Below are 20683 nucleotides of genomic sequence, written 5' to 3' on the forward strand. Positions count from 1 at the left end.
GACAAACTTGGTCAATGAATCCGATTTTGTACAAAATAAGTCTCATGTGTTCTTAGCTCATTTCAGGTTTTTCAAATTTTATTGATTTGTCATTTTTTATGGTATAGAATATCGTTTTTATACATTTGAAAGGGGTTTTGAAATGGCATTGTTTATTACATATGTTTTACTAGGTTTCTCTATAGCACTACCTGTAGGTACAATTACGGTTGAAATGACGAAGCAAGGGCTAAAGAATGGATTCATGCATGGATGGATTGTGGGCCTTGGGGGGATGACCGTCGATTTGTTATTAATCATTGGTTTATATTTTGGTCTGGCCTCTGTTTTGTCATTATCTGTTGTACAGGTGATCATGTGGCTCATTGGAGCTATATTTTTGTGCTACGTGGGGTACGACAGCATTAAAAATGCGGATCATGATATTGCACTGGAAGGAGAAAAAAAGACGAAATCATTATTTTCTTCCTATAAAAATGGACTGCTTGTAGCTGTTTCACCGGGGAATTTAGTGTTCTGGGTGAGTGTTTTTGGGACTGTGCTGGCAAGCTCATTTGATCAGTCAAATACAAGTCAATTCTTGGTTGTTGGCTTAGGTATTTTGTTTGGTATTCTTATCCATGATTTAGGCTTGATGGCCCTTGTTGCGACAACACGAAAAGCGATGAATCGAACCGCCATCAAGTGGGTCACGATCAGTGCTGGTGTGGTCTTGATCGGTTTTTCTTTTTATTTCCTGTATGAATTTATGATCACTCTCCAAAAGATTTTATAGCATTACACAAGGATACGTTCAAGCTTGTCATGCCAGTCTGCATAAATCGAACAAGTCCTTCATAGACATGTACTAATTCATTTAAAACATGTGCTGAAGGGGTTGATGACATGCGCCGGATTTCATGGATGCTTGCCATGGTCATGTGTGTAACGCTGCTACTGGCCGGGTGCGGCAAGAAGAGCGCGGACGATGTGGTTAAAGATTTGAGTGACGTGGTGAGCGACCTGAACAGCTACCACGGTACAGCTTTGATGACGCTGCATACCGGCGACACGCCGCAGGAATACAAGGTTGATATTTCCTACCGCAAGCCGTCCTATTACCGAATTGCCATGACGAACGAGAAAAAGGATGTTACGCAAATTGTGCTTCGTAATGATGAGGGTGTATTTGTACTGACACCCAGCCTGAACAAAAGCTTCCGTTTCAAAAGCGACTGGCCAAACAATCAGGGTCAAGTATATTTATATGAAACGTTAGTTCGCAGCATTATCGGCGATGCCTCCCGTCAGTTGGCTACCGACGATAAATCCTATGTGTTTGATGTGGCAGCAAATTACAACAGCCATGCGCTGGTGAGACAAAAGATATGGCTGTCCAAAAATGACTATGCACCCACTCAGGTACAGGTGTCTGATGCGAATGCCAAGGTAGTTGTTGATCTGAAATTCGATCAATTTGCTTTTGATACGAAGTTTGACAAGGACTCCTTTGATATGGAGCGGAACATGGCTTCAGGTAAGACGAGTACGGGTAGCGAAGGGGCGCCATCTTCTGGAGCAGTAGATTCCAGCGGTCAGCTTGATCCTTCCGGTGCGATGGATGGGACGACTGGCGTGACGTCTGGCGAACCCGGACAAGAGCAGGGAACAACAGGGGATGCAGTCCAGCAGCAGTCAGGGGAAGCGAAGGTGGACGGTACTGCCACAAACGATACATCCAAACCGGACGCAGCAGCCAACGCAGAGGCGCAGCAACAAACCCCGGGCACATCGGATGCCACAAACGGAACGTCAGCGGGAACAGATGCGGCAGAAGCTGTGATGGGTGAGTTCGGCTTGATCGAACCGTCCTACACGCCAGCCGGAGTACAGATCAAGGATACGCCGGAGCTGGAGGATAATGGTACACATGCGGTGATGCTGCGGTATAGTGGAACGTATAACTATACCATTGTAGAGGCACGTCCCAAAGATCGGGCGGTCGCACTGGCCGCAGGCGAACTGGTTGATATTGGAGGAAGCTTTGCCGTTCTGACCGGAGGCGAACAGCAGACGATGACCTGGATGAATGACGGAATCGAGTTCAGAATCACCAGTGCTGACCTGCCTGTGAGCGAAATGATACAAATTGCCGCTTCTATACAGGATCAATCGGGTAAATAAAACTTTATAGACGGATGCAGACGGTCTAGAGTGTAAAAATGCTCTGCTGCCGCCCGTATCCGTCTTTTGTTCATTCGCGGTCTAGGATGTGCACCGCTTGTATGTCGTGTTCATTGTAGAGGATGCAGGCAAACGTCTCCTGCCATTGACAGCCACGTTTTTGAACATTACCATTAACCTTTGGAAGCAAGAACTTTGCCACACTCCGAATGGTAAAAGGTTATGTTACAGGCTAACAATTGAAGAAGGTGACTGGATTTGCAAGCACAATACAGATCGACCCGGGCCGAAATCAACCTGGATCACCTTGGCGCCAACTATGAAGCTTTTCGCAAGGCATTGCCAGCGGATAAGCTGATACTGGTCTGTGTCAAGGCTAATGCCTACGGACACGGTGCCGTGGAAATTTCAAAGGAATTGGAACGCCTTGGTGCGGATTATTTGAGCGTCGCTTTTCTGGATGAAGCGTTGGAGCTTCGTCATGCGGGGGTTCAGCTACCGATTCTTGTACTCGGCTATACCTCACCGGAAGCTGTACAAACGGCTTGGGAGCATGATATCTCATTGACTGTGTTCAGTGAAGAAGTGCTGGAGGGTATCCGCAGACTGGACCGCCAAGGAAACGAACGCAAGCTGAAGGTGCACATCAAAATAGACAGTGGCATGGGAAGACTGGGTTTGCTGCCTGGAGAAGAGGCTATGGCTTTTGTCCGGCAGGCTCACGAATTAGAGCAGGTGCTGCTGGAAGGCATGTACACCCATTTTGCCCGCGCGGATGAAGAAGACAAAAGCTATACACTGCTGCAATATGATCGGTTTCGGGGCGTGGCGGAAGCGCTAAGGGAACAAGGTATTACCATTCCCATTATACATACGGGCAATAGCGCCGCCACCATTGATACCCCTTCTCTTTCCCCCAATATGGTGCGGATTGGTATCAGTATATACGGTCTGTATCCGTCTGATGAGGTTAATCGGCAAGCCATTGAGCTGCTGCCTGTATTGTCATTGAAGACGGCGGTGGTTTACACCAAAACGCTTCCTCCCGGCTGGGGAGTTAGTTATGGCACCCGGTATGTAACCTCCAGTGAAGAACGGATCGGTACACTGCCAATCGGCTATGCGGATGGATACTCCCGCATGCTGAGTGGGAAGATCGAAGTGTTGATACGCGGTCGCCGCGTCCCGGTACTCGGTACGATTTGCATGGACCAGTGTATGGTATCCTTACAATCTTTCGCAGAAGATGCGGAAGAAATCCAAACCGGCGAAGAGGTTGTTCTCATCGGCCAGCAGTCCGGCGAAACTATCGCGGCGGATGAGTTGGCATCCAAGCTTGGTACGATCCACTATGAGGTGATCTGCATGATCGCAGATAGGGTACCGCGTGTATACACACGAGGTCATGTTCCTGTTGTTCGAGTGAACTCGCTTCTTCCAACCCGCTGGAATTAATTTCATAACGCAAATTACCGAATAAAAGCAGGAGTTTTCGCAGAACGTCCCGAAATATGTACAAAGGAAAGAAAAGAGCGCTATAACTGTCAAAAGACGCATCAGGCTCCGCTGACACTTGTATTTCGGGGATCAAACGCCTGTACGAAAACGAACTGCGTAGTTTATAATGGAATGCAGCATAGATGATATACGAATATCATATACATTCTCTTGTATTCCGTTTGAATAAATTACCGGGAATAACGTTATAATGGTACAATGGCGACAAGGTTTTGGGGGTGGAAGAGAAGTTGGCCAATTTGCAGAACACCAAAAGAATAATGATCAGTTTGCCAGATCATCTCTTGCAGGAAGTGGACGGGATCGTAGCTATGGAAAATTCCAACCGCAGTGAATTTATCAGGCAGGCCATGAAGCTGTATGTAGGCGAACGTAAAAAACGTTACATTCGTGAAGCTATGCAGCGTGGATACATGGAAATGGCTAAAATTAACTTAACCATGGCATCCGAAGCCTTTCACGCGGAGGAAGATGCAAACAGCACCTTGGGCCGTACAGTTAGCGGGGTGTAATCCATATTGATCGTAAAGCGCGGCGACGTTTTTTTTGCAGACCTTTCACCCGTAGTCGGTTCCGAGCAAGGTGGCGTCAGACCTGTGCTGATCATTCAAAATGATATCGGCAACCGGTTTAGTCCTACTGTGATCGTAGCAGCTATCACCGCTCAGATTCAGAAGGCAAAGCTGCCTACACACGTGGAAATCGACGCGGCGACGCATGGCTTTGATCGTGATTCTGTTGTTCTTCTGGAGCAAATTCGGACGATCGACAAGCAAAGGCTTACCGACAAAATCACCCATTTAGATGAAGAAACCATGCGCAAAGTGAGCGATTCGCTACAAATCAGTCTCGGTTTGATTGATTTTTAGCGTGATGGAACGACGAGTGAAACGGGAAAAGGGCAGCGCTTGGGCGCTGCCCTTTTGCGTGTCCAATGAAAAATGCAGGTAGGGCTTGCTTTAACGTCACCTGCTGGCGCTTTGAATCTTTTTTTGTGATAATGAAAGACATGGTGTACGACAAGAGCTGTGAGGAAGAAGGGATAGGTTTGTCTAACGAGGAAACGAAGACGGAAATCCGGCAGGAGCCGAACGAAGCAGAACGCCAAGAGCGGATTGTCAAACAAGTGGCGAGAGAGCTGTCGCTGGCACTCAAGCAAATCCGGACAACGATCAGTTTGTTGGATGAAGGGAATACAATTCCTTTTATCGCGCGTTATCGTAAGGAAATGACAGGAGAGCTGGATGAAAATCAGCTGCGTGAAATTGAAGATCGTGTGGTGTATTTGCGTAATCTGGAGGATCGTAAGGTAGAGGTCATCCGCATTATTGATGAGCAGGGCAAGCTGACGGAAGACCTGCAGACTGCTATCACCTCTGCGGTTAAACTTCAGGAAGTGGAGGATCTGTATCGTCCGTATCGGCAAAAACGCAAAACCCGCGCCAGTGTAGCGAAGGAACGGGAACTGGAGCCGCTGTCCATCTGGATCTGGAGCCAGCCGAAACAGGGCGATGCCCTGAAAGAAGCCGAGTCTTATGTTAATGCGGAACTGGGAGTGGACAGCGCCGAGGCGGCCATCCAAGGAGCCTTGGACATTTTAGCTGAAAATATAGCGGATGATGCGTCTATTCGCCAATGGGTACGCCGATACACGCTGGACCATGGTATGTTGACCTCCGAAGCGAAGGACGCGGAGCAAGAATCCGTGTATGAGAACTACTACAGCTATCGTGAGCTCGCTAAGAAAATGCCACCTCACCGTATTCTGGCGATTAATCGCGGGGAGCGGGAAGGCATTCTTAAGGTTGGTCTGGAGGTAGCGCCAGATTCCATTTACAATTACGTGGCTGGCCAAGTGATTAAAGGGTCGTCTGTCGTGCAAGATCTGCTGCGCAGTGTCATTGAGGATGCGTATAAAAGACTTATCGCGCCATCTATCGAGCGTGAAGTACGCGCTGAAATGACGGAGAAGGGCGAGCAGCAGGCCATCTCCATTTTTGCAGGCAACTTGCGCAGTCTGTTGCTACAGGCTCCGATCAAGGGCCGACGTGTGCTCGGTGTCGATCCCGCCTATCGGACAGGCTGTAAGCTGGCGGTTGTCGATGACACCGGCAAGCTGCTGGAAGTGGCTGTGACGTATCCGACACCGCCGAACAACAAGAAGCGCGAGGCTGCTGAAAAGTTCAAGCAGCTAATTGCCCAATACGGTATCGAATTGATTGTCATTGGTAACGGAACCGCTTCGCGCGAGACAGAGCAATTCGTAGCGGAAGTCATCGCGGACATTGGTGACAGCAGTCTAGCGTATCTGATCGTCAATGAGGCGGGCGCGAGTGTATATTCTGCCTCCAAGCTGGCACAGGAGGAATTTCCAGATTTGGACGTGGCCGAGCGCAGTGCAGCTTCCATCGCACGTCGTGTGCAGGACCCGCTGGCTGAGCTGGTCAAAATTGAGCCGAAGGCTATTGGTGTAGGCCAATACCAGCATGATGTGTCGCAGAAACATCTGGATGAAAGCTTAAAGGACGTTGTCGAATCAGCCGTTAACCATGTCGGTGTGGATGTGAATACGGCTTCCTCTGCGCTGTTATCCTATGTAGCGGGGATCAATGCGACGATTGCCAAAAACATCGTTAAGTACCGTGAGGAAAACGGTAAATTCAGCAACCGTCGTCAGTTGCAGAAGGTGCCGCGTCTTGGTGCAAAAACCTACGAGCAATCTGTAGGCTTTATCCGTATACCGGGTGGAGAAAATCCGCTGGACCGTACACCGATTCACCCTGAATCGTATGCTGTCGTAGACCGCCTGTTGGCGGAACTGAACATCAGCGCCCACGATCTGGGTACTAAGACTGCAATGGAAGCACTGAGCGTGTCCAACATTGACGAATTGGCTGCAAAGCTTGAAGTCGGCGTGCCAACACTGAAGGATATTCTGGACAGTCTCCAGCGTCCGGGCCGTGACCCGCGTGACGAGCTGCCGTTGCCTGTATTCCGCAAGGATGTGCTGAAGATCGAGGATCTCTCACCGGGTATGGAGCTTCAGGGAACCGTCCGCAATGTCATTGATTTCGGCGCATTTGTCGATATCGGTATTAAAAGTGACGGGTTGGTTCATATTTCACAGCTGCGCAGTGGCTTCGTAAAGCATCCGATGGATGTCGTATCTGTCGGTGATAACGTGACGGTGTGGGTGTTAAATGTTGATTTGAAAAAAGGCAGGGTTGGTCTGACGATGAAACCTCCTGCAGAGGCGCAATCGCAGGCATAATACTTTAAATAAAGCTGTACAACCTTCTTGTGAAGGTATAACAAAAGCCGGAATCTCCGAACTGATCGGAGATTCCGGCTTTCATTTTTGGATGCCTTAGCTTCTAACCGTTGTTGGCATCGAACTCCACGCCAGGTGCTTTATGATAAAAAAACCAACAATCGTTCAACAGTTTAATTTGGCGCCGGTCCTTTTTGTAAAAGGCCCGCATGAGCTGGTTGCTGAGCCATTGAGGCAAGCCGATCTCCTCCTCTGCGTTACTTCTGTATGTTTAGCATATGGGGTGGGTACCTAAAGTGTGCTTATGAATTGGGGGTTAGACTTCGGTCATTATTTTATAATATGCTTGTCAGTAAGGAGCAAAGGAGGAGAGACTGTTAGGATGGAGTCCAAGTCCCTGAGCAATTCAATGAACCATTCAATGAGCCGTTCTATGAGTAATGAAGAGCTTCAAGAATGGGTAGAGCGCATTTCGCTGGAGAGCTTCGGTGTGCCGTTTCGACATCAAGCCACCTTTAATGCGCGCCTGTCTTCCACAGGCGGTAGGTATTTTATGAAAAGTCATCATATTGAAATTAATCCACATCAACTCGCAGCTTACGGACGTTCTGAGGTGGAGAAAATTATTAAGCATGAGCTGTGCCATTATCATTTACATTTGCGAGGGATGGGCTATCAGCATCGAGATGCTGACTTCAAAGCATGGCTTGCCCGTGTAGGAGGGAGCAGGCATTGTCAGACTCTGCCAGGAAGAACGGAACGTAAGCCTCGGCCTTATCGTTACAAGCTAGTATGCGTTTCCTGTAAACAGGAGTATATGCGCAAGCGTAAGATGAATCCTCAGCGGTATCGCTGTGGGAAGTGTGGAGGTAAGCTTCGCCTGTTGGCACTTGACGGCACCCCCTGAATCATGGTAAATTAACCATACTGTATGATAATTTACAGTAATGTTCCCTGATAGCTCAGTTGGTAGAGCACTCGACTGTTAATCGAGTTGTCACAGGTTCGAGTCCTGTTCGGGGAGCCATGGAGAGGTACCCAAGTGGCTATAAGGGGACCCTCTGCTAAGGGGTTAGGCTGCGAAAGCGGTGCGAGGGTTCGAATCCCTCTCTCTCCGTTGGTATTTTAAGCAGAAAAAGGACGCTCGTATGCATTGTAATGATGCTTGCGAGCGTCCTTTTCGTCTATATCTGCTTTGAGAATAACGGTGGACTGAAATCGTTTAAATGGAGAGGCGGACGTGCTTCGTACAGCATGAAGCGACGTTAGCCTGTCTTGTACGCAGCCAATAACTTCTATTTCACGCTGTCAGCCTCGACTGTCTTGAGTATGTTCAACAGAGCATGAGCAACGCCATCTTCTGCATTAGTCAGAGTCACTTCGGAGCAGACGGCCTTGATGTCGTCTTTTGCATTGCCCATGGCAATGCCTGTTCCTACCATCGTCAGCATGGAGATATCGTTGTAGCTGTCCCCAATCGCTACGGCTTCCTGCATGGGAATGCTCAGATGATTCGCCAGATAACGCAATGCATTACCTTTAGACGCATCCCTATGCTCGACTTCAAAGTTACGGTCTGAAGAGATGACCATGTTCAGGCCCTGAAAACCTCGGTAACGTTCACGGCCCCAATCCAATTTGGCTTGATCAAAGGAGAAACAGAGCACGTTATAAATCTCTACATCCAGTGGAATGTCCTCATATGAAGCGATGCGAGTATGTCCGGTCTGTTCATATTGTTTTTCAGTTGCATGTAATAAAGTATCCAGCGAAATATCCGGGTTGGAGCTCAGCAAGCGGTCCATTTCAACAGCAAGCAGCTGATGTCCGTTTTGTGGAGAATAAATAGCGCGGTCTGTCATGACCTCATAGTAAAAGTCGTTGTCATGCAGCCAGCTCAGCACTTCAAACGTTTCACTGCGGCCCATAGGAGTAGAGGTTAACTGACGACGATGCACATCGTGTACGGTTGCGCCGTTTGCTCCAATGACGGGAGTTACAAGCTCTGCTTCCTCTAGCTTCGTCCAGGCGTCATAAGCAGCTCTACCAGTGGCAATTGTCACCTGAACGCCTTGCTGCTGTGCTTGGCGTATAGCCTCCGCGTTCACTTTGCTTATTTTTCCTTCCTCGTTCAGCAGTGTTCCATCCATATCAATCGCAAACAGTTTCATTTCTCTCCAGCTCCTGTCTTTCGATATCTCTGTGATAAATCTTGAGCTCTAGCTAAGCAGTTTCATATTTTATGAGGGTACAACAACTTCCACATCATAATGTTGCAAAATTTCCAGCATCGCTGGTTCTGGCAATCTGTCGGTGATCACGATATTAACTTCAGACAGATCGGCAAAACGATATGGAAAATTGATTCCGAATTTCGAATGGTCCGCAAGGATGATCACCTGATCTGCCTGTTTCATCATCTGATGCTTTAGCATGCCGTCTTCTTCATGAATCAGGCTTAGTCCGTGGGCAGATATACCACCAATCCCGATAAAGGCTTTGTCTACAAAATAGTGAGACAAAGTGGCGATCACGGAGGAGCCATATACATATCGGTGTTCTTTTTGCAGGCGGCCTCCCAGCAGATGAATGGAGACACCGTCTTTTCCAGATAGCACGTCAGCCTGATTGATTGAATTGGTGATGACCGAACATTCCTGCACATTCAGTCTTTCTGCACACGCCTGTACGGTGGTAGAGGAATCCAATATAATACGATCCTTATCTCGTACCATGCTGGCAGCCAGCTGTCCGATCACTTGTTTCTCCTCGGATACAGTAAGTAGTCTTTCATTATAATTTCCAATTGGATCGTGATGAAGTGTAGGGAGAAGAGCGCCGCCGCGGGTGCGAATAATTTTTTGATGCTCTTCAAGTTTTACGAGGTCTCGACGGGCCGTATCTCGTGAAACATTAAAAAATTCACAAATATCATCCACCGAAATACGCTTATGAAGCTGTAAGTAATCAACGATTTTTAACATTCGTTCTTCCTGATACATAAAAAGCTCCTCTGATATATAATTATTTCGGTATCTCGTAAGTGATTATAAGTAAATACAAGTGATATTGCAATCATTAATCTCTGTTTTCAGGATTTTAGTGATTTTAGATAAGGTATTGTAAGTAAATGCGAATTTTGTGCTTATAAAAACTGCTTTTTTAAAAATTTTAGAAATAAGTATTGCCATTCGTTATTCTATTTGATATACTCTTTCTTGTCGCCAAGTTGGCGTATAATAATAAGGCCCGTTGGTCAAGGGGTTAAGACACCTCCCTTTCACGGAGGTAACAGGGGTTCGAATCCCCTACGGGTCATTGTTGTCTTTATAGACTACATGTTGCATGCTTAAGGGAAATTCCTGAGGTCTGGTCTAATGGCGGACAGCTTGGATGAACAGCATGAGCCATTAGCTCAGTTGGTAGAGCACCTGACTTTTAATCAGGGTGTCGAAGGTTCGAGTCCTTCATGGCTCACCATTTATATTTTGTTATGCGGTCGTGGTGGAATGGCAGACACGCTATCTTGAGGGGGTAGTGAGCGTACGCTCGTGGAGGTTCGAGTCCTCTCGACCGCATCAATGGAATAAACGGAAAAGTCTCTCGCGGTAGAGGCTTTTTTTATTTGTGTAGTGATGTAATAAAGTAATGATTATGATGAAATAATGATTCCATAGTATAATATAATGCCATAATGTTATAGAATGATAAGTATAAACTTATGAAGTGACGGTGAAAAATATGGACACTCAACTGTTAGGAAATATATCAGAAAATATTTTGGGCTTGTTTCCGATTGTGAAGAAGAAATTTTTCACCTACGGTCCGCTCGATTTCCCATTACACTTGTCGCCTAATAACTTTCAAGTGCTCATGCTTCTGCGTGAAGTGCGTTCGTCTACAGTATCCGATTTGTCCAAACAACTTAATGTCTCACGTCCAAACATGACTCCTCTTCTGGATAAGTTGGTGGAGCATGGGTTGGCTGACCGCCAATCGTGTGATTCGGATCGCAGAGTCGTGAATGTGGCGATTACACAGGAAGGCGATGCTTTTTGTGAACAGGTATTTCATACCTTCTCCAATAAAATTCAAGAAAGACTGGTGTATTTGCCAGAAGAAGATTTATTGCATCTGAGTGAAACTTTGAATGAATTGAAGCATATCTTACTTAAAATCGACAACTCTGCTACGTGATTGGCGTAAGTGAACTGGCTTAAAGACCGCCCTTTCTTCGGAAAACAGGCGGTTTTTGTTGCGTGTTGTGGTATAATGGAAACCAACATACATAATTCGGTAATTTTAGCATACGTGATCTTTGAAATGGGAACAGAGAACATGATATCGTTATTTGAGAGCCTGCTAGGGAGGAAGGAACTTCTATGCAATCTATTTACCATCGCATTGAGGAACTCATCAAGGAACGGGGAATGACGAAAAAGGCGTTCTGCCAGCAGTTAGGCATTAGTACAGGGAACTTCGGGGATTGGAAAAGAGGAAAAACGACGCCGGGCACGAATAAACTCATTGAAATTGCTTCGTTTTTTGATGCCAGTCTGGATTGGATCATGCTGGGTCGAGATGTACAGGGTGAGGTGCTAAAGGAGTCGCAAGACCCTTATTTTTTTGGCGCTTCAGGGCAACTGAATTGCCAGGGGGAACCGCTTAGTGAGGCGGAAAGAAATTTTATACTTGAGTATATTGAATTTACCCGCTTTCGTAAAGAGAAAAACCAGCGCAATTCTACTATGAGGTAATGGTTGCTTAGGATTTGATGAGGATTACTAATGAGTAAGGCTTGAAAAATGAAAATTATTTCAGAAAAAGTTACTGTGTCGGAGGGGAAACATTTTGGGAGATCAAACTATTTATCAGCGGATTGAAGCTTTGATTAAGGATCGCGGAATGACCAAGAAGGCATTTTGTGAAAAACTTAAAATCAGTTCAGGGAATCTCGGTGATTGGAGAAGGGGTAAAACAACGCCGGGTACCACCCATTTGATTCAGATTTCGGACTTTTTTAATGTATCGCTCGATTGGTTAATGAAAGGGATTAAGCCAGGAGAAGGCGTACTTCAGGAGCAGAAGGCTGCTTATTTTTTTGGAGTGATGGGGCCACTGAATTGCCAGGCAGAAGATCTTGAGACGGAAGAACAGAATTTTATTTTAGAATATGTTGAATTTGCAAAATACCGTAAGCAAAAAAGTGAGAAGGATAAAACAAAGCCGGAATAATTTTTTGGCTAAAGATCGTCTGGGTTGAAGACCCGTAAACGAACGAGTGGGGTTCGCTTTACGGGTCTATTTGGTTTCTTGGTGATATGGAATGACCTATATGTAACTGGAATGCTTGTTAGGTTTAGAGTGCGGTGCCTCCTTATAGTCGTTATCGTCGATGTTCAGAATTGCAGCAACTTGTTTTCTGTACCTTTGTGCTTTGCGGGTGCCGTGAATCAGATTGGACAAGCGTGAAGGCGGAATATTGTGTGTCTCACAAAATGTTTTCTGATCCAGTCGAAGTTCGACAAGCCGTTGTTTGATGGCCCACCCGAAGGAGGTGACAGGCATTTTGTTATTCAAGAGAAATCGCCCCTTACGGATTCTTGCGGAATAATTGGTGTGTTATAATAATCATCAGTAAACATGTTAGAATTAACCATCTAACACTATGATACACTTTTATACGTGTTTTTACAATCGTAAATGCGTCATTTTGTTGAATTAATTACTTAATTAAGTGCTAGGTGGTTCTGATAATCCGTCTAGAGTCTGCTAATGCTGTGAATTGCGATTATATGTGGATAAAAAACACTCTGCCACCTGAGGAAAGGGACAGAGTGTTTTTGGTGTTGTGACCACATTGGCGAAACGACGCATCAGGGGGATGCTGGAAGGCGTTTGAATAGACCTGAGGAGGAAAACAGTCTAGGTTCATCCAATTGGTTATTATGGCTCATATAAAGAGGTAGAGTGATGTAGGAGCTGGACCAATGTCTGTGAAGAAAGCGACGCTGAGATGCAGTTGGCTCAGGTTGGTTAAGCTTCTTCCAGGCAGAGAGGAGCTCGCTTGTCATACGCTCCATAAGAGGGTTCTTTTCCTCATAAGGAGGATTGAGTAGTTTGAAGGCATCTTCCACACAGAAGGACACCGCTGCGCTAAGATAGCCGTGAACGGTCTGTTCTACATCGTTTCCGAGGAGGAAGTTAATCCAGGTGTGAACGGTAGCGAGTGTGCCAATCGCATTGTATTGAATGAGTATGGATTCCAACTGGTCAAATTCAAGCCAAGGATAAAGAGCCTTAGCGAGCTTGAGTAGACGCTGACCGGATAGACGAAACTCCTTCACATGCTGCCAGGAGGGACGTTGGGTATGCAGCATCTTATCAATGAGGGCGATCCGCCAACTGTCATTCTGCTGGATGGCGACATACAGACTTTTGATAGCCATGCCGTCAACGGTTGTAAATTGAGGATACAAATCATCCAGCATGTAATGTTCCAGGTCTTGTAGACTGTTCAAATGTCCGTTACGGGATAGTTTCTCCAGTCCGTTGAAACGGGTGAAGCCACCAACAGGTAGGGAAGGGTCCAACAATAATGCATAGTTCAGCAAGCGGTTGCCTTTATGCAGGGTGGTTCGCCTCCTCGAAGTGAATCCTTATGTTACGTTATTTCACTCTTTACTTGGGGGGACGAAAGATATTCGAAATATATGTAATATATATTTACATTTAAGTAGCTTTTGTGTCAAATTAAATATTCTTATCGCTCATATATGTTAGTTAAAATAACATATAAAATAATTATTATATTTTTGTTTACAAATAGTTGATGAGAGAGTATAATAAATCTGTTGCCTCATTACATTATGATTTGCGGTCGTGGTGGAATGGCAGACACGCTATCTTGAGGGGGTAGTGGGCGTACGCCCGTGGAGGTTCGAGTCCTCTCGACCGCATTATATGCAAGACTCAGTTAAAAAAGCATCCTGACACGGTTTACGTGAAGGGATGCTTTTTTGTTAAGCATTTTTCGTTATATCCTTTTGCCACAGAACAACGGTAGACAACCGGTCGTTTATTAACTGTGATAAAGAAGGATGTCAGTTTTGCTGCAAAAGCTTCTCTATATCTCCCGCCAGCTTATCTGGAGTGGTTTGCGGTGCATAGCGCTTAAATACGTTACCTTCTCGTGTAATTAAGAATTTAGTAAAATTCCATTTGATCGCTTTGGACCCTAATACCCCCGGAGCAGTTTGGGTCAGGTAACGAAATAAGGGGTGCGCTTGATCGCCATTGACATCTGTCTTGGCGAACATCGGAAAGGTAACACCATAATTGATCTGGCAAAACTCGGAAATCTCCTCGCTGGAACCTGGCTCTTGTTTGGCAAATTGGTTGCTGGGAAATCCCAAAATTTCGAGCCCCTGTTCATGGTACTGGTCATATAGCTCTTGTAGCGCTTTGTATTGGGGGGTTAACCCACATTTGCTGGCAGTGTTCACGATAAGCAGAACGTTCCCTTCATATGTGGATAACGGAATTTGTTTCCCTTGCAGGGTGTGCGCATCATATTCATAAACGGTCATAGTATCTCTCCTTATTCAATATTCAGCAATTAAATTGTAAGCAATTAAAATCGAGGTTGCAAGTTTTGAAAAGCTGTATCAAGCCTTTAGCCGCTGTAAAATCGTATTTTGTTCAAAACAGTAAATCGCACCGCAAATGGAGCGAATTAAGGTGTTTCTTCTTATAAAAGCGGGTTCAATCGGTGTTTAGCTGGTACATATAGCGTATTTTCTTCTCTTTTTACAAAAAAAGGCCAAAAACGCCCTACCCTACGCCAATATTGACATGCTTGTCATTTTCGAAAAGGGATGAAAAACAGAGATTGAAGGAGCTGTGAGAAGCATAGTTGCATTGTAAGCGCTATTATTAATATCCTAGGCTCTAAAGGCCGATTTATAACCCCGCAGTTGAGCTTTACAGTCTTCCATGCGCGGGTGTATGATTCAAGACGTAATTTCAAATTAACTTGAATGAAGCAACAACGAAATGTCTATAGCGCTGAATTTTGCAGTTGCAAAAGCGGGGGAACCAATCGAGATTGTACGGCTTCGGAAGCCGTGTGTCTCATGGGGTGAATTTTCAGGTCAAGTGCCAGAAATAGGGCGACTCTCACGTCCGAATCCGACAGCTAACCTCGTAAGCGTACAGGGAGAGGCAACAAACCGCCGTGTGCAGCCATGGTTTATTTTATCATGGATATGTAAGAAGCCGGAGGAAAGCCTTTTTCCTTCGGCTTCTTTTTGTTGTCTTTTTATACCGGGAGAGGAGCTACTGATGGAAGGTCGGTTAATTATTGTCACTGCACCGAATGAAGCGGGCAGAAGTTTTGTGAAATTGCTTATTTTCAAAAAATTGGCGTTTGCAGTTCTCACGAATAGCGCCCAGGAGGAACGACAGCTCAAAAAAATGGGTGTGGAGCACATTGTCCGCATCAATACCATGCAAGCGGGAAAATGGAATTTTCCAAAAAAAGAAATTGGTAGTGTGTATTTGTTCGAGAACAGCTTGAATCTGACGTGCCGTTTCCTGCAAATATGTCGGCCGCTAACATCGGAATCGATCTATGTTATTACGCACGGCTGTAATCCACAAGGAATTTATCGGGGATTGGGAGCGGATCATGTGATCTACACATTGAACGGAGAGGTGGGTTTTCTGCTGAACGGATAAGCACTTATAACATAGTTGTTTTATGATTTTATGATCAAATAAGAATGGCGATCTGAGGACCGATACGGAGGGTATAAACATGATGGATATATACATGCTGCTCGTCATGGCTGTGAGTTATGGAGTGATACTGCTGTTTGTACGCTGGTGTGATGCGCAGACCTCTAAAGGAGGACGAAGAGGATGATCGTTATACTTGGGCTTACGGCTATTGTGTTTATGTATTTAATCTACGCACTCCTGAACCCTGAAAAGTTCTAGTCAGCTATAGGGGATAGAGCGGGCGGGAACAACAGATCTGAATATTAAGCATCATAGGTAGCGGGTTTTCGCAAACGTGTGCACACAATTGGTGCTCTGGAAGCAGGTCTGTTGTTCCAAACGCAGGAGCATTTTGAAGGAGGAATAAAGGATGGAGCTGCTTCAAATTGGAATTGTGATCGTCATATTGCTGCTCTTGGTAAAGCCAGTGGGCACCTATATGTATCATGTATTCTCGAATGAACCCAATCGGACGGATCGGATTTTTGGCGGAACAGAAAAGCTGATTTATAAGATAGTAGGATTGAAGAAGCTGGAGAGCATGCGTTGGACTACGTATGTTATGAGTTTCATTGCAACGAATGTCGTGCTTGTGGCGATCAGCTACTTGCTGTTGCGTTTACAGGGAATGCTTCCTGGTAATCCGGCTGGAAACAGTAATATGGAAGCATCACTAGCTTTTAATACGGTAATCAGCTTTATGACGAATACGAATCTCCAACATTATAGCGGAGAAAGCGGGCTTACGTATCTGACACAGATGGCGTTCGTCACGATGATGATGTTCACTTCGGCTGCTTCCGGTTTTGCGGTTGCTGCGGCTTTTATGAGAGGATTGACGCGGCGCGGTGAAGGGATGGGCAATTTCTTTCAAGATTTTATTAAAGCCATTATAAGGATTTTCCTGCCGCTGGCCTTTGTGCTTACGCTGGTGCTGGTTGGATTGAAGGTACCACAGACGCTACAGCCTACGGCGGATCTTACGACGCTGAGCGGAACACAGCAGCAGATTTCTATGGGGCCCATTGCTTCTCTGGAGTCCATCAAGCATTTGGGGACGAATGGAGGCGGTTATGCGGGAGCTAACTCTGCGCATCCTTTTGAAAATCCAAGTCCTTGGACGAACGTGTTGGAAATTTTGGCAATGTGGGTAATGCCGGCTTCGTTGCCGTATACCTTTGGATTGTTTGCCCGTAATCGTAAGCAGGGCTGGATTATTTTTAGCTCCATGATGGTATTGTTTCTTATTTTTCTATCTATTACGTACGTGTCTGAAAAGACAGGTAACCCGTTAATCCAGACACTGGGTGTGGATGCTTCTCAAGGAAGCATGGAAGGGAAAGAGGTTCGTTTCGGCATTGGACAATCGGCTTTATTCACTGCGGTCACAACAGCGGCAACGACAGGTTCGGTCAATAATATGCATGATACACTAACCCCACTGGGTGGCATGGCTGCTTTGGGAGAAATGATGCTAAACGTCATTTTTGGCGGCAAGGGTGTCGGGCTGATGAATATGCTGATGTATGCGATTCTGGGTGTGTTTATATGCGGACTGATGGTCGGGAGAACTCCGGAATTTATGGGAAGGAAAATTGAAGGCAAGGAAATGAAGCTGATCGCGATTGCCATTTTGGTACATCCGTTCCTCATTCTCGCCCCAACTGCGCTTGCGTTTATGAGTCATTGGGGATACGACGCGGTCACTAACCCTGGCTATCACGGGTTGACTCAGGTGCTCTATGAATATGCGTCATCTGCTGCAAATAACGGTTCGGGATTTGAAGGTCTTTCGGATAACAACGTATTCTGGAACATGACAACGGGGCTGGTTATGTTCTTCGGACGATATGTATCTATGATTGCATTGTTGGCTGTGGCGGCTTCATTGAATGCCAAAGCACCGACTCCGGTGACGACGGGGACACTGCGTACGGACAACAAGTTATTTGGAGCCATTCTGATCGGGGTCGTGCTGCTGATTGGTGCGTTGACCTTTTTACCCGTTATCGTATTGGGACCTGTTGCTGAATTTTTGACCATGTGAAGAAGAAAATGAGAATGGATGAACGGGGTGTTTGATCATGAAGGAACAACGCAAACACATGCTGGACAGAAGCATCTTGAAGCATGCGATCAAGGATAGCTTTATAAAATTAAATCCGATGATTATGATGAAGAATCCTGTCATGTTCGTCGTGGAGATCGGTACATTGGTCGTGCTGCTAATGTTACTGCTTCCCGGTTATTTTGGAACTGGCAAGGAAATGGGCTTTAACCTGGCCGTGTTTGTTATTCTGTTGTTTACGTTGCTTTTTGCTAATTTTGCCGAAGCGCTCGCGGAGGGGCGGGGTAAGGCACAAGCTGCCTCTTTAAAAAAATCCAAGCAGGATACGCAAGCTAACAAGCTCATCGGAAATGACATTCAGGTGGTTAGCTCAACCGAATTGCGTAAGGGGGACGTGGTTATTGTCTCCCAGGGCGAAATGATCCCAAGCGATGGTGAGGTCATTGAAGGTCTGGCTTCGGTGGATGAATCTGCAATTACGGGCGAATCGGCTCCGGTCATCAAGGAATCGGGTGGTGATTTTTGCTCGGTAACCGGCGGGACGCGAGTGGTCAGTGACCGGATTAAGGTGCGGATTACGACAGAGCCGGGCGAGACATTTATTGATAAAATGATTTCGCTCGTGGAAGGCGCACAGCGGCAAAAAACGCCGAATGAGATTGCACTGAACACTTTGCTGATTAGCTTAACGATTATTTTTCTAATTGTAGTGGTTACGCTAGCGCCGATTGCCCGTCATTTTAACATTGATTTGCCTGTTCCTGTGCTGATTTCGTTGCTAGTCTGTCTGATTCCAACCACGATTGGAGGACTGCTGTCAGCCATCGGGATTGCCGGTATGGACCGGGTCACCCAGTTTAACGTGCTGGCCATGTCAGGCAAGGCGGTAGAAGCTTCTGGGGATATCAACACGATGATTTTGGATAAAACAGGTACAATCACCTTCGGGAACCGAATGGCGAGTGAATTCGTGCCTGTAGAGGGCGTGGAGAAGGCAAAGTTAGTGAAGTGGGCAGCGATTAGCTCTATGAAGGATGAGACGCCAGAGGGTCGCTCGGTTCTCGAGTTGATGCGCAAACAGGAGCATACGCTGGATGCATCCTTGGCAGCAGGTGGAACCTTTATCGAATTCAAGGCGGAGACCCGGATGAGTGGTCTGGATCTGGCCGATGGACGAAAGGTACGCAAAGGCGCGGTGGATTCTGTTCGGCAATGGATCGTCTCGCAAAACGGCAGTGTTCCAGCTGATCTGGAGGAAATAGCGAATCAGGTAGCCTCTGAAGGAGGTACACCGCTGGCAGTCGCGCTGGATGATCAGATATACGGCATTATTTATCTGAAGGATACAGTGAAGCCAGGCATGAAGGAACGGTTTGATCAGCTCCGGGAAATGGGTATCCGTACGATCATGTGTACCGGAGATAATCCACTGACAGCAGCTACAATTGCACGAGAAGCGGGTGTGGACGACTTTGTAGCTGAGAGCAAGCCGGAGGACAAAATAGCGGTTATCCGACGTGAGCAGGAACAGGGTAAGCTGGTTGCTATGACCGGAGACGGCACCAATGATGCACCTGCGCTGGCGCAAGCGGATGTCGGTCTTGCCATGAATAGCGGCACAGTCGCGGCCAAAGAAGCGGCTAATATGGTGGACTTAGATTCCGATCCGTCCAAAATTATTGAGGTGGTCGCGATCGGCAAGCAGCTGCTTATGACGCGCGGAGCATTGACAACGTTCAGCATTGCAAACGATGTTGCCAAATATTTTGCCATCATCCCGGCGATGTTCATGCTGGCCATTCCACAAATGGGCGCTTTGAACGTCATGGGGCTTGGCTCCCCGCTGTCCGCTATTTTGTCGGCGCTGATCTTTAACGCGGTTATTATTCCGCTTCTGATTCCGCTGGCCATGAAGGGCGTGAAGTATAAGCCGATGAGCTCGGATCGCCTGCTGGGACGGAATTTGCTGATTTACGGTCTGGGCGGTATGGTCGTACCGTTTGTTGGCATTAAGGCCATTGATTTGTTGGTGCATTTGTGGATTTAGCGCAGAAAGGGTGAACGACATGAGTGGTTTTTATCGGATGATGTCTGGACGCAGATTTGCTGCGCACGAAAAAGCCGAATCTGGCGGGCAAGGTCATAACAAACGTACAGGGACCGGGACAGTGTCGGAAGGACAACCGGAGAGACAAGAGATGCGAGGAAGTACAGTTATTGGAGTGGCTTTACGAACTTCAGTGCTGATGATTCTCTTGTGCGGTTTGGCATATCCGCTAGTCAGTACAGGAGTAGCACAGGTTCTGTTTCCACAGCAAGCAAACGGCAGTATGCTTCGTGACGCGGAGGGGCGGGTGGTCGGCTCCGAACTGATTGGGCAGTCCTTTGCCGATTCGGCGTTTTTTCAAGGTCGGGTATCGAGCGTTGATTACAATGGGGCTGGTTCAGGCTCAAGTAACTACGCGCCATCGAATCCAGTCTTGATACAACGAGTCAAGGACTCTATTGCGGATTGGCAGAAGCATAACCCGGATGTACCCGTCAGTCAGGTTCCGGTGAACCTGATTACGAACTCCGGCTCCGGTCTGGACCCGCACATCTCGCCACAGGCGGCACGGGTGCAAATTCCGCGTATTAGTGGCTTGACGGGTATCCCGCAGGATCAACTGAGAGCACTGGTGCAGGAGCAGACAGAAGGCCGCAGCGCCGGGGTGTTCGGCGAGCCGCGTGTGAACGTGCTCAAGCTGAATCTCGCGCTTGAGGCGCAAATGAAGGTAGAGCAGCCTGCCAAGCCATAGATGGATCAAAAAAAAGGTATTCCTGAGCGATAAGCTTGAGGGATACCTTTTTTTCAGGAATTGGAATGCTCTAAAATAGAAAAA

General features: G+C 46.7%; 20 protein-coding genes, 6 tRNA genes and 1 riboswitch. Of the genes, 20 read left to right on the forward strand and 6 right to left on the reverse strand.

The window, feature by feature from the left end; genetic code table 11:
• The first annotated feature begins 142 nt into the window (after positions 1 to 142).
• From MKY24_RS06725 to MKY24_RS06750, 6 genes are all read left to right on the forward strand, one after another.
• Positions 143 to 775, forward strand: a complete 633-nt coding sequence (locus MKY24_RS06725) for a LysE family transporter (protein WP_053324896.1) — start codon at positions 143 to 145, stop codon at positions 773 to 775.
• 110 nt (positions 776 to 885) lie between these two features.
• Positions 886 to 2163 carry a DUF4367 domain-containing protein gene (locus MKY24_RS06730; protein ID WP_339201637.1) on the forward strand — a complete coding sequence of 426 codons (1278 nt, stop codon included), beginning with the start codon at positions 886 to 888 and terminating at the stop codon, positions 2161 to 2163.
• Positions 2164 to 2421: 258 nt separating this feature from the next.
• Positions 2422 to 3618: an alanine racemase gene (gene alr / locus MKY24_RS06735; RefSeq protein ID WP_028543050.1), complete on the forward strand. Its 1197-nt coding sequence runs from the start codon at positions 2422 to 2424 to the stop codon at positions 3616 to 3618.
• A gap of 293 nt (positions 3619 to 3911) precedes the next feature.
• A complete protein-coding gene (locus MKY24_RS06740) occupies positions 3912 to 4193 on the forward strand; it encodes a ribbon-helix-helix protein, CopG family (protein WP_007429334.1) in 282 nt (93 codons plus the stop codon).
• Between the two features lie 6 nt (positions 4194 to 4199).
• The gene (locus tag MKY24_RS06745; protein WP_007429335.1) at positions 4200 to 4550 is read left to right on the forward strand and encodes a type II toxin-antitoxin system PemK/MazF family toxin; all 351 of its coding nucleotides are present in this window, start codon (positions 4200 to 4202) and stop codon (positions 4548 to 4550) included.
• Between the two features lie 179 nt (positions 4551 to 4729).
• Positions 4730 to 6952 carry a Tex family protein gene (locus tag MKY24_RS06750; protein ID WP_175405250.1) on the forward strand — a complete coding sequence of 741 codons (2223 nt, stop codon included), beginning with the start codon at positions 4730 to 4732 and terminating at the stop codon, positions 6950 to 6952.
• 103 nt (positions 6953 to 7055) lie between these two features.
• Here MKY24_RS06750 and cmpA read toward each other — a convergent pair whose 3' ends face one another.
• Positions 7056 to 7190 carry a cortex morphogenetic protein CmpA gene (cmpA, locus tag MKY24_RS06755; protein ID WP_007429337.1) on the reverse strand — a complete coding sequence of 45 codons (135 nt, stop codon included), beginning with the start codon at positions 7188 to 7190 and terminating at the stop codon, positions 7056 to 7058.
• A 144-nt stretch (positions 7191 to 7334) separates the two neighbouring features.
• Here cmpA and MKY24_RS06760 point away from each other — a divergent pair, with 144 nt between their 5' ends.
• The 3 genes from MKY24_RS06760 to MKY24_RS06770 all read left to right on the forward strand — a co-directional run bounded on the left by MKY24_RS06760 (position 7335) and on the right by MKY24_RS06770 (position 8069).
• Positions 7335 to 7859 (forward strand): SprT family protein, encoded by a 525-nt coding sequence (locus MKY24_RS06760; protein ID WP_279831782.1) that lies wholly within the window; start codon positions 7335 to 7337, stop codon positions 7857 to 7859.
• A gap of 44 nt (positions 7860 to 7903) precedes the next feature.
• A tRNA-Asn gene (locus tag MKY24_RS06765) sits at positions 7904 to 7979 on the forward strand.
• 1 nt (position 7980) lies between these two features.
• Positions 7981 to 8069, forward strand: a tRNA-Ser gene (locus MKY24_RS06770).
• 178 nt (positions 8070 to 8247) lie between these two features.
• Here the strand turns inward: MKY24_RS06770 and MKY24_RS06775 are convergent.
• A complete protein-coding gene (locus MKY24_RS06775) occupies positions 8248 to 9123 on the reverse strand; it encodes a Cof-type HAD-IIB family hydrolase (protein ID WP_339201638.1) in 876 nt (291 codons plus the stop codon).
• A 69-nt stretch (positions 9124 to 9192) separates the two neighbouring features.
• Positions 9193 to 9954, reverse strand: coding sequence for a DeoR/GlpR family DNA-binding transcription regulator (locus tag MKY24_RS06780; RefSeq protein WP_013309250.1), 762 nt, complete (start codon positions 9952 to 9954; stop codon positions 9193 to 9195).
• 244 nt (positions 9955 to 10198) lie between these two features.
• Here MKY24_RS06780 and MKY24_RS06785 point away from each other — a divergent pair.
• The 6 genes from MKY24_RS06785 (at position 10199) to MKY24_RS06810 (ending at position 12187) form a co-directional block, all read left to right on the forward strand.
• Positions 10199 to 10270: transfer RNA gene (locus MKY24_RS06785), tRNA-Glu, on the forward strand.
• Positions 10271 to 10356: 86 nt separating this feature from the next.
• Positions 10357 to 10432, forward strand: a tRNA-Lys gene (locus MKY24_RS06790).
• A 15-nt stretch (positions 10433 to 10447) separates the two neighbouring features.
• Positions 10448 to 10530, forward strand: a tRNA-Leu gene (locus MKY24_RS06795).
• A 163-nt stretch (positions 10531 to 10693) separates the two neighbouring features.
• Positions 10694 to 11149, forward strand: a complete 456-nt coding sequence (locus tag MKY24_RS06800) for a MarR family transcriptional regulator (protein WP_023987598.1) — start codon at positions 10694 to 10696, stop codon at positions 11147 to 11149.
• 185 nt (positions 11150 to 11334) lie between these two features.
• Entirely contained in the window at positions 11335 to 11709 is a 375-nt protein-coding gene (locus tag MKY24_RS06805; RefSeq protein WP_069079636.1) for a helix-turn-helix transcriptional regulator, read from the forward strand.
• Between the two features lie 94 nt (positions 11710 to 11803).
• Positions 11804 to 12187 (forward strand): helix-turn-helix transcriptional regulator, encoded by a 384-nt coding sequence (locus tag MKY24_RS06810; protein ID WP_013309253.1) that lies wholly within the window; start codon positions 11804 to 11806, stop codon positions 12185 to 12187.
• Between the two features lie 96 nt (positions 12188 to 12283).
• Here MKY24_RS06810 and MKY24_RS06815 read toward each other — a convergent pair whose 3' ends face one another.
• A complete protein-coding gene (locus MKY24_RS06815; protein WP_013309254.1) occupies positions 12284 to 12532 on the reverse strand; it encodes a hypothetical protein in 249 nt (82 codons plus the stop codon).
• Between the two features lie 296 nt (positions 12533 to 12828).
• Complete coding sequence (locus tag MKY24_RS06820) at positions 12829 to 13566, reverse strand: urease accessory UreF family protein (RefSeq protein WP_028543043.1); 738 nt, start codon at positions 13564 to 13566, stop codon at positions 12829 to 12831.
• 262 nt (positions 13567 to 13828) lie between these two features.
• Between MKY24_RS06820 and MKY24_RS06825 the strand changes: the two genes are divergently transcribed.
• Positions 13829 to 13911, forward strand: a tRNA-Leu gene (locus MKY24_RS06825).
• Positions 13912 to 14055: 144 nt separating this feature from the next.
• Here MKY24_RS06825 and MKY24_RS06830 read toward each other — a convergent pair.
• Complete coding sequence (locus MKY24_RS06830; protein WP_023987602.1) at positions 14056 to 14541, reverse strand: glutathione peroxidase; 486 nt, start codon at positions 14539 to 14541, stop codon at positions 14056 to 14058.
• A 466-nt stretch (positions 14542 to 15007) separates the two neighbouring features.
• Positions 15008 to 15180, forward strand: a riboswitch (cyclic di-AMP (ydaO/yuaA leader).
• 115 nt (positions 15181 to 15295) lie between these two features.
• Between MKY24_RS06830 and MKY24_RS06835 the strand changes: the two genes are divergently transcribed.
• The 4 genes from MKY24_RS06835 to kdpC all read left to right on the forward strand — a co-directional run bounded on the left by MKY24_RS06835 (position 15296) and on the right by kdpC (position 20599).
• Complete coding sequence (locus MKY24_RS06835; protein ID WP_023987603.1) at positions 15296 to 15691, forward strand: hypothetical protein; 396 nt, start codon at positions 15296 to 15298, stop codon at positions 15689 to 15691.
• A gap of 412 nt (positions 15692 to 16103) precedes the next feature.
• Positions 16104 to 17780, forward strand: coding sequence for a potassium-transporting ATPase subunit KdpA (gene kdpA / locus MKY24_RS06840; protein WP_068939857.1), 1677 nt, complete (start codon positions 16104 to 16106; stop codon positions 17778 to 17780).
• Between the two features lie 37 nt (positions 17781 to 17817).
• The gene (kdpB, locus tag MKY24_RS06845; protein WP_023987606.1) at positions 17818 to 19848 is read left to right on the forward strand and encodes a potassium-transporting ATPase subunit KdpB; all 2031 of its coding nucleotides are present in this window, start codon (positions 17818 to 17820) and stop codon (positions 19846 to 19848) included.
• Positions 19849 to 19867: 19 nt separating this feature from the next.
• A complete protein-coding gene (gene kdpC / locus MKY24_RS06850) occupies positions 19868 to 20599 on the forward strand; it encodes a potassium-transporting ATPase subunit KdpC (RefSeq protein ID WP_339201639.1) in 732 nt (243 codons plus the stop codon).
• The last annotated feature ends 84 nt before the right edge of the window (positions 20600 to 20683 follow it).

The organism is Paenibacillus sp. FSL P2-0322 (genome assembly GCF_037975315.1).
GTDB lineage: Bacteria > Bacillota > Bacilli > Paenibacillales > Paenibacillaceae > Paenibacillus > Paenibacillus polymyxa_B.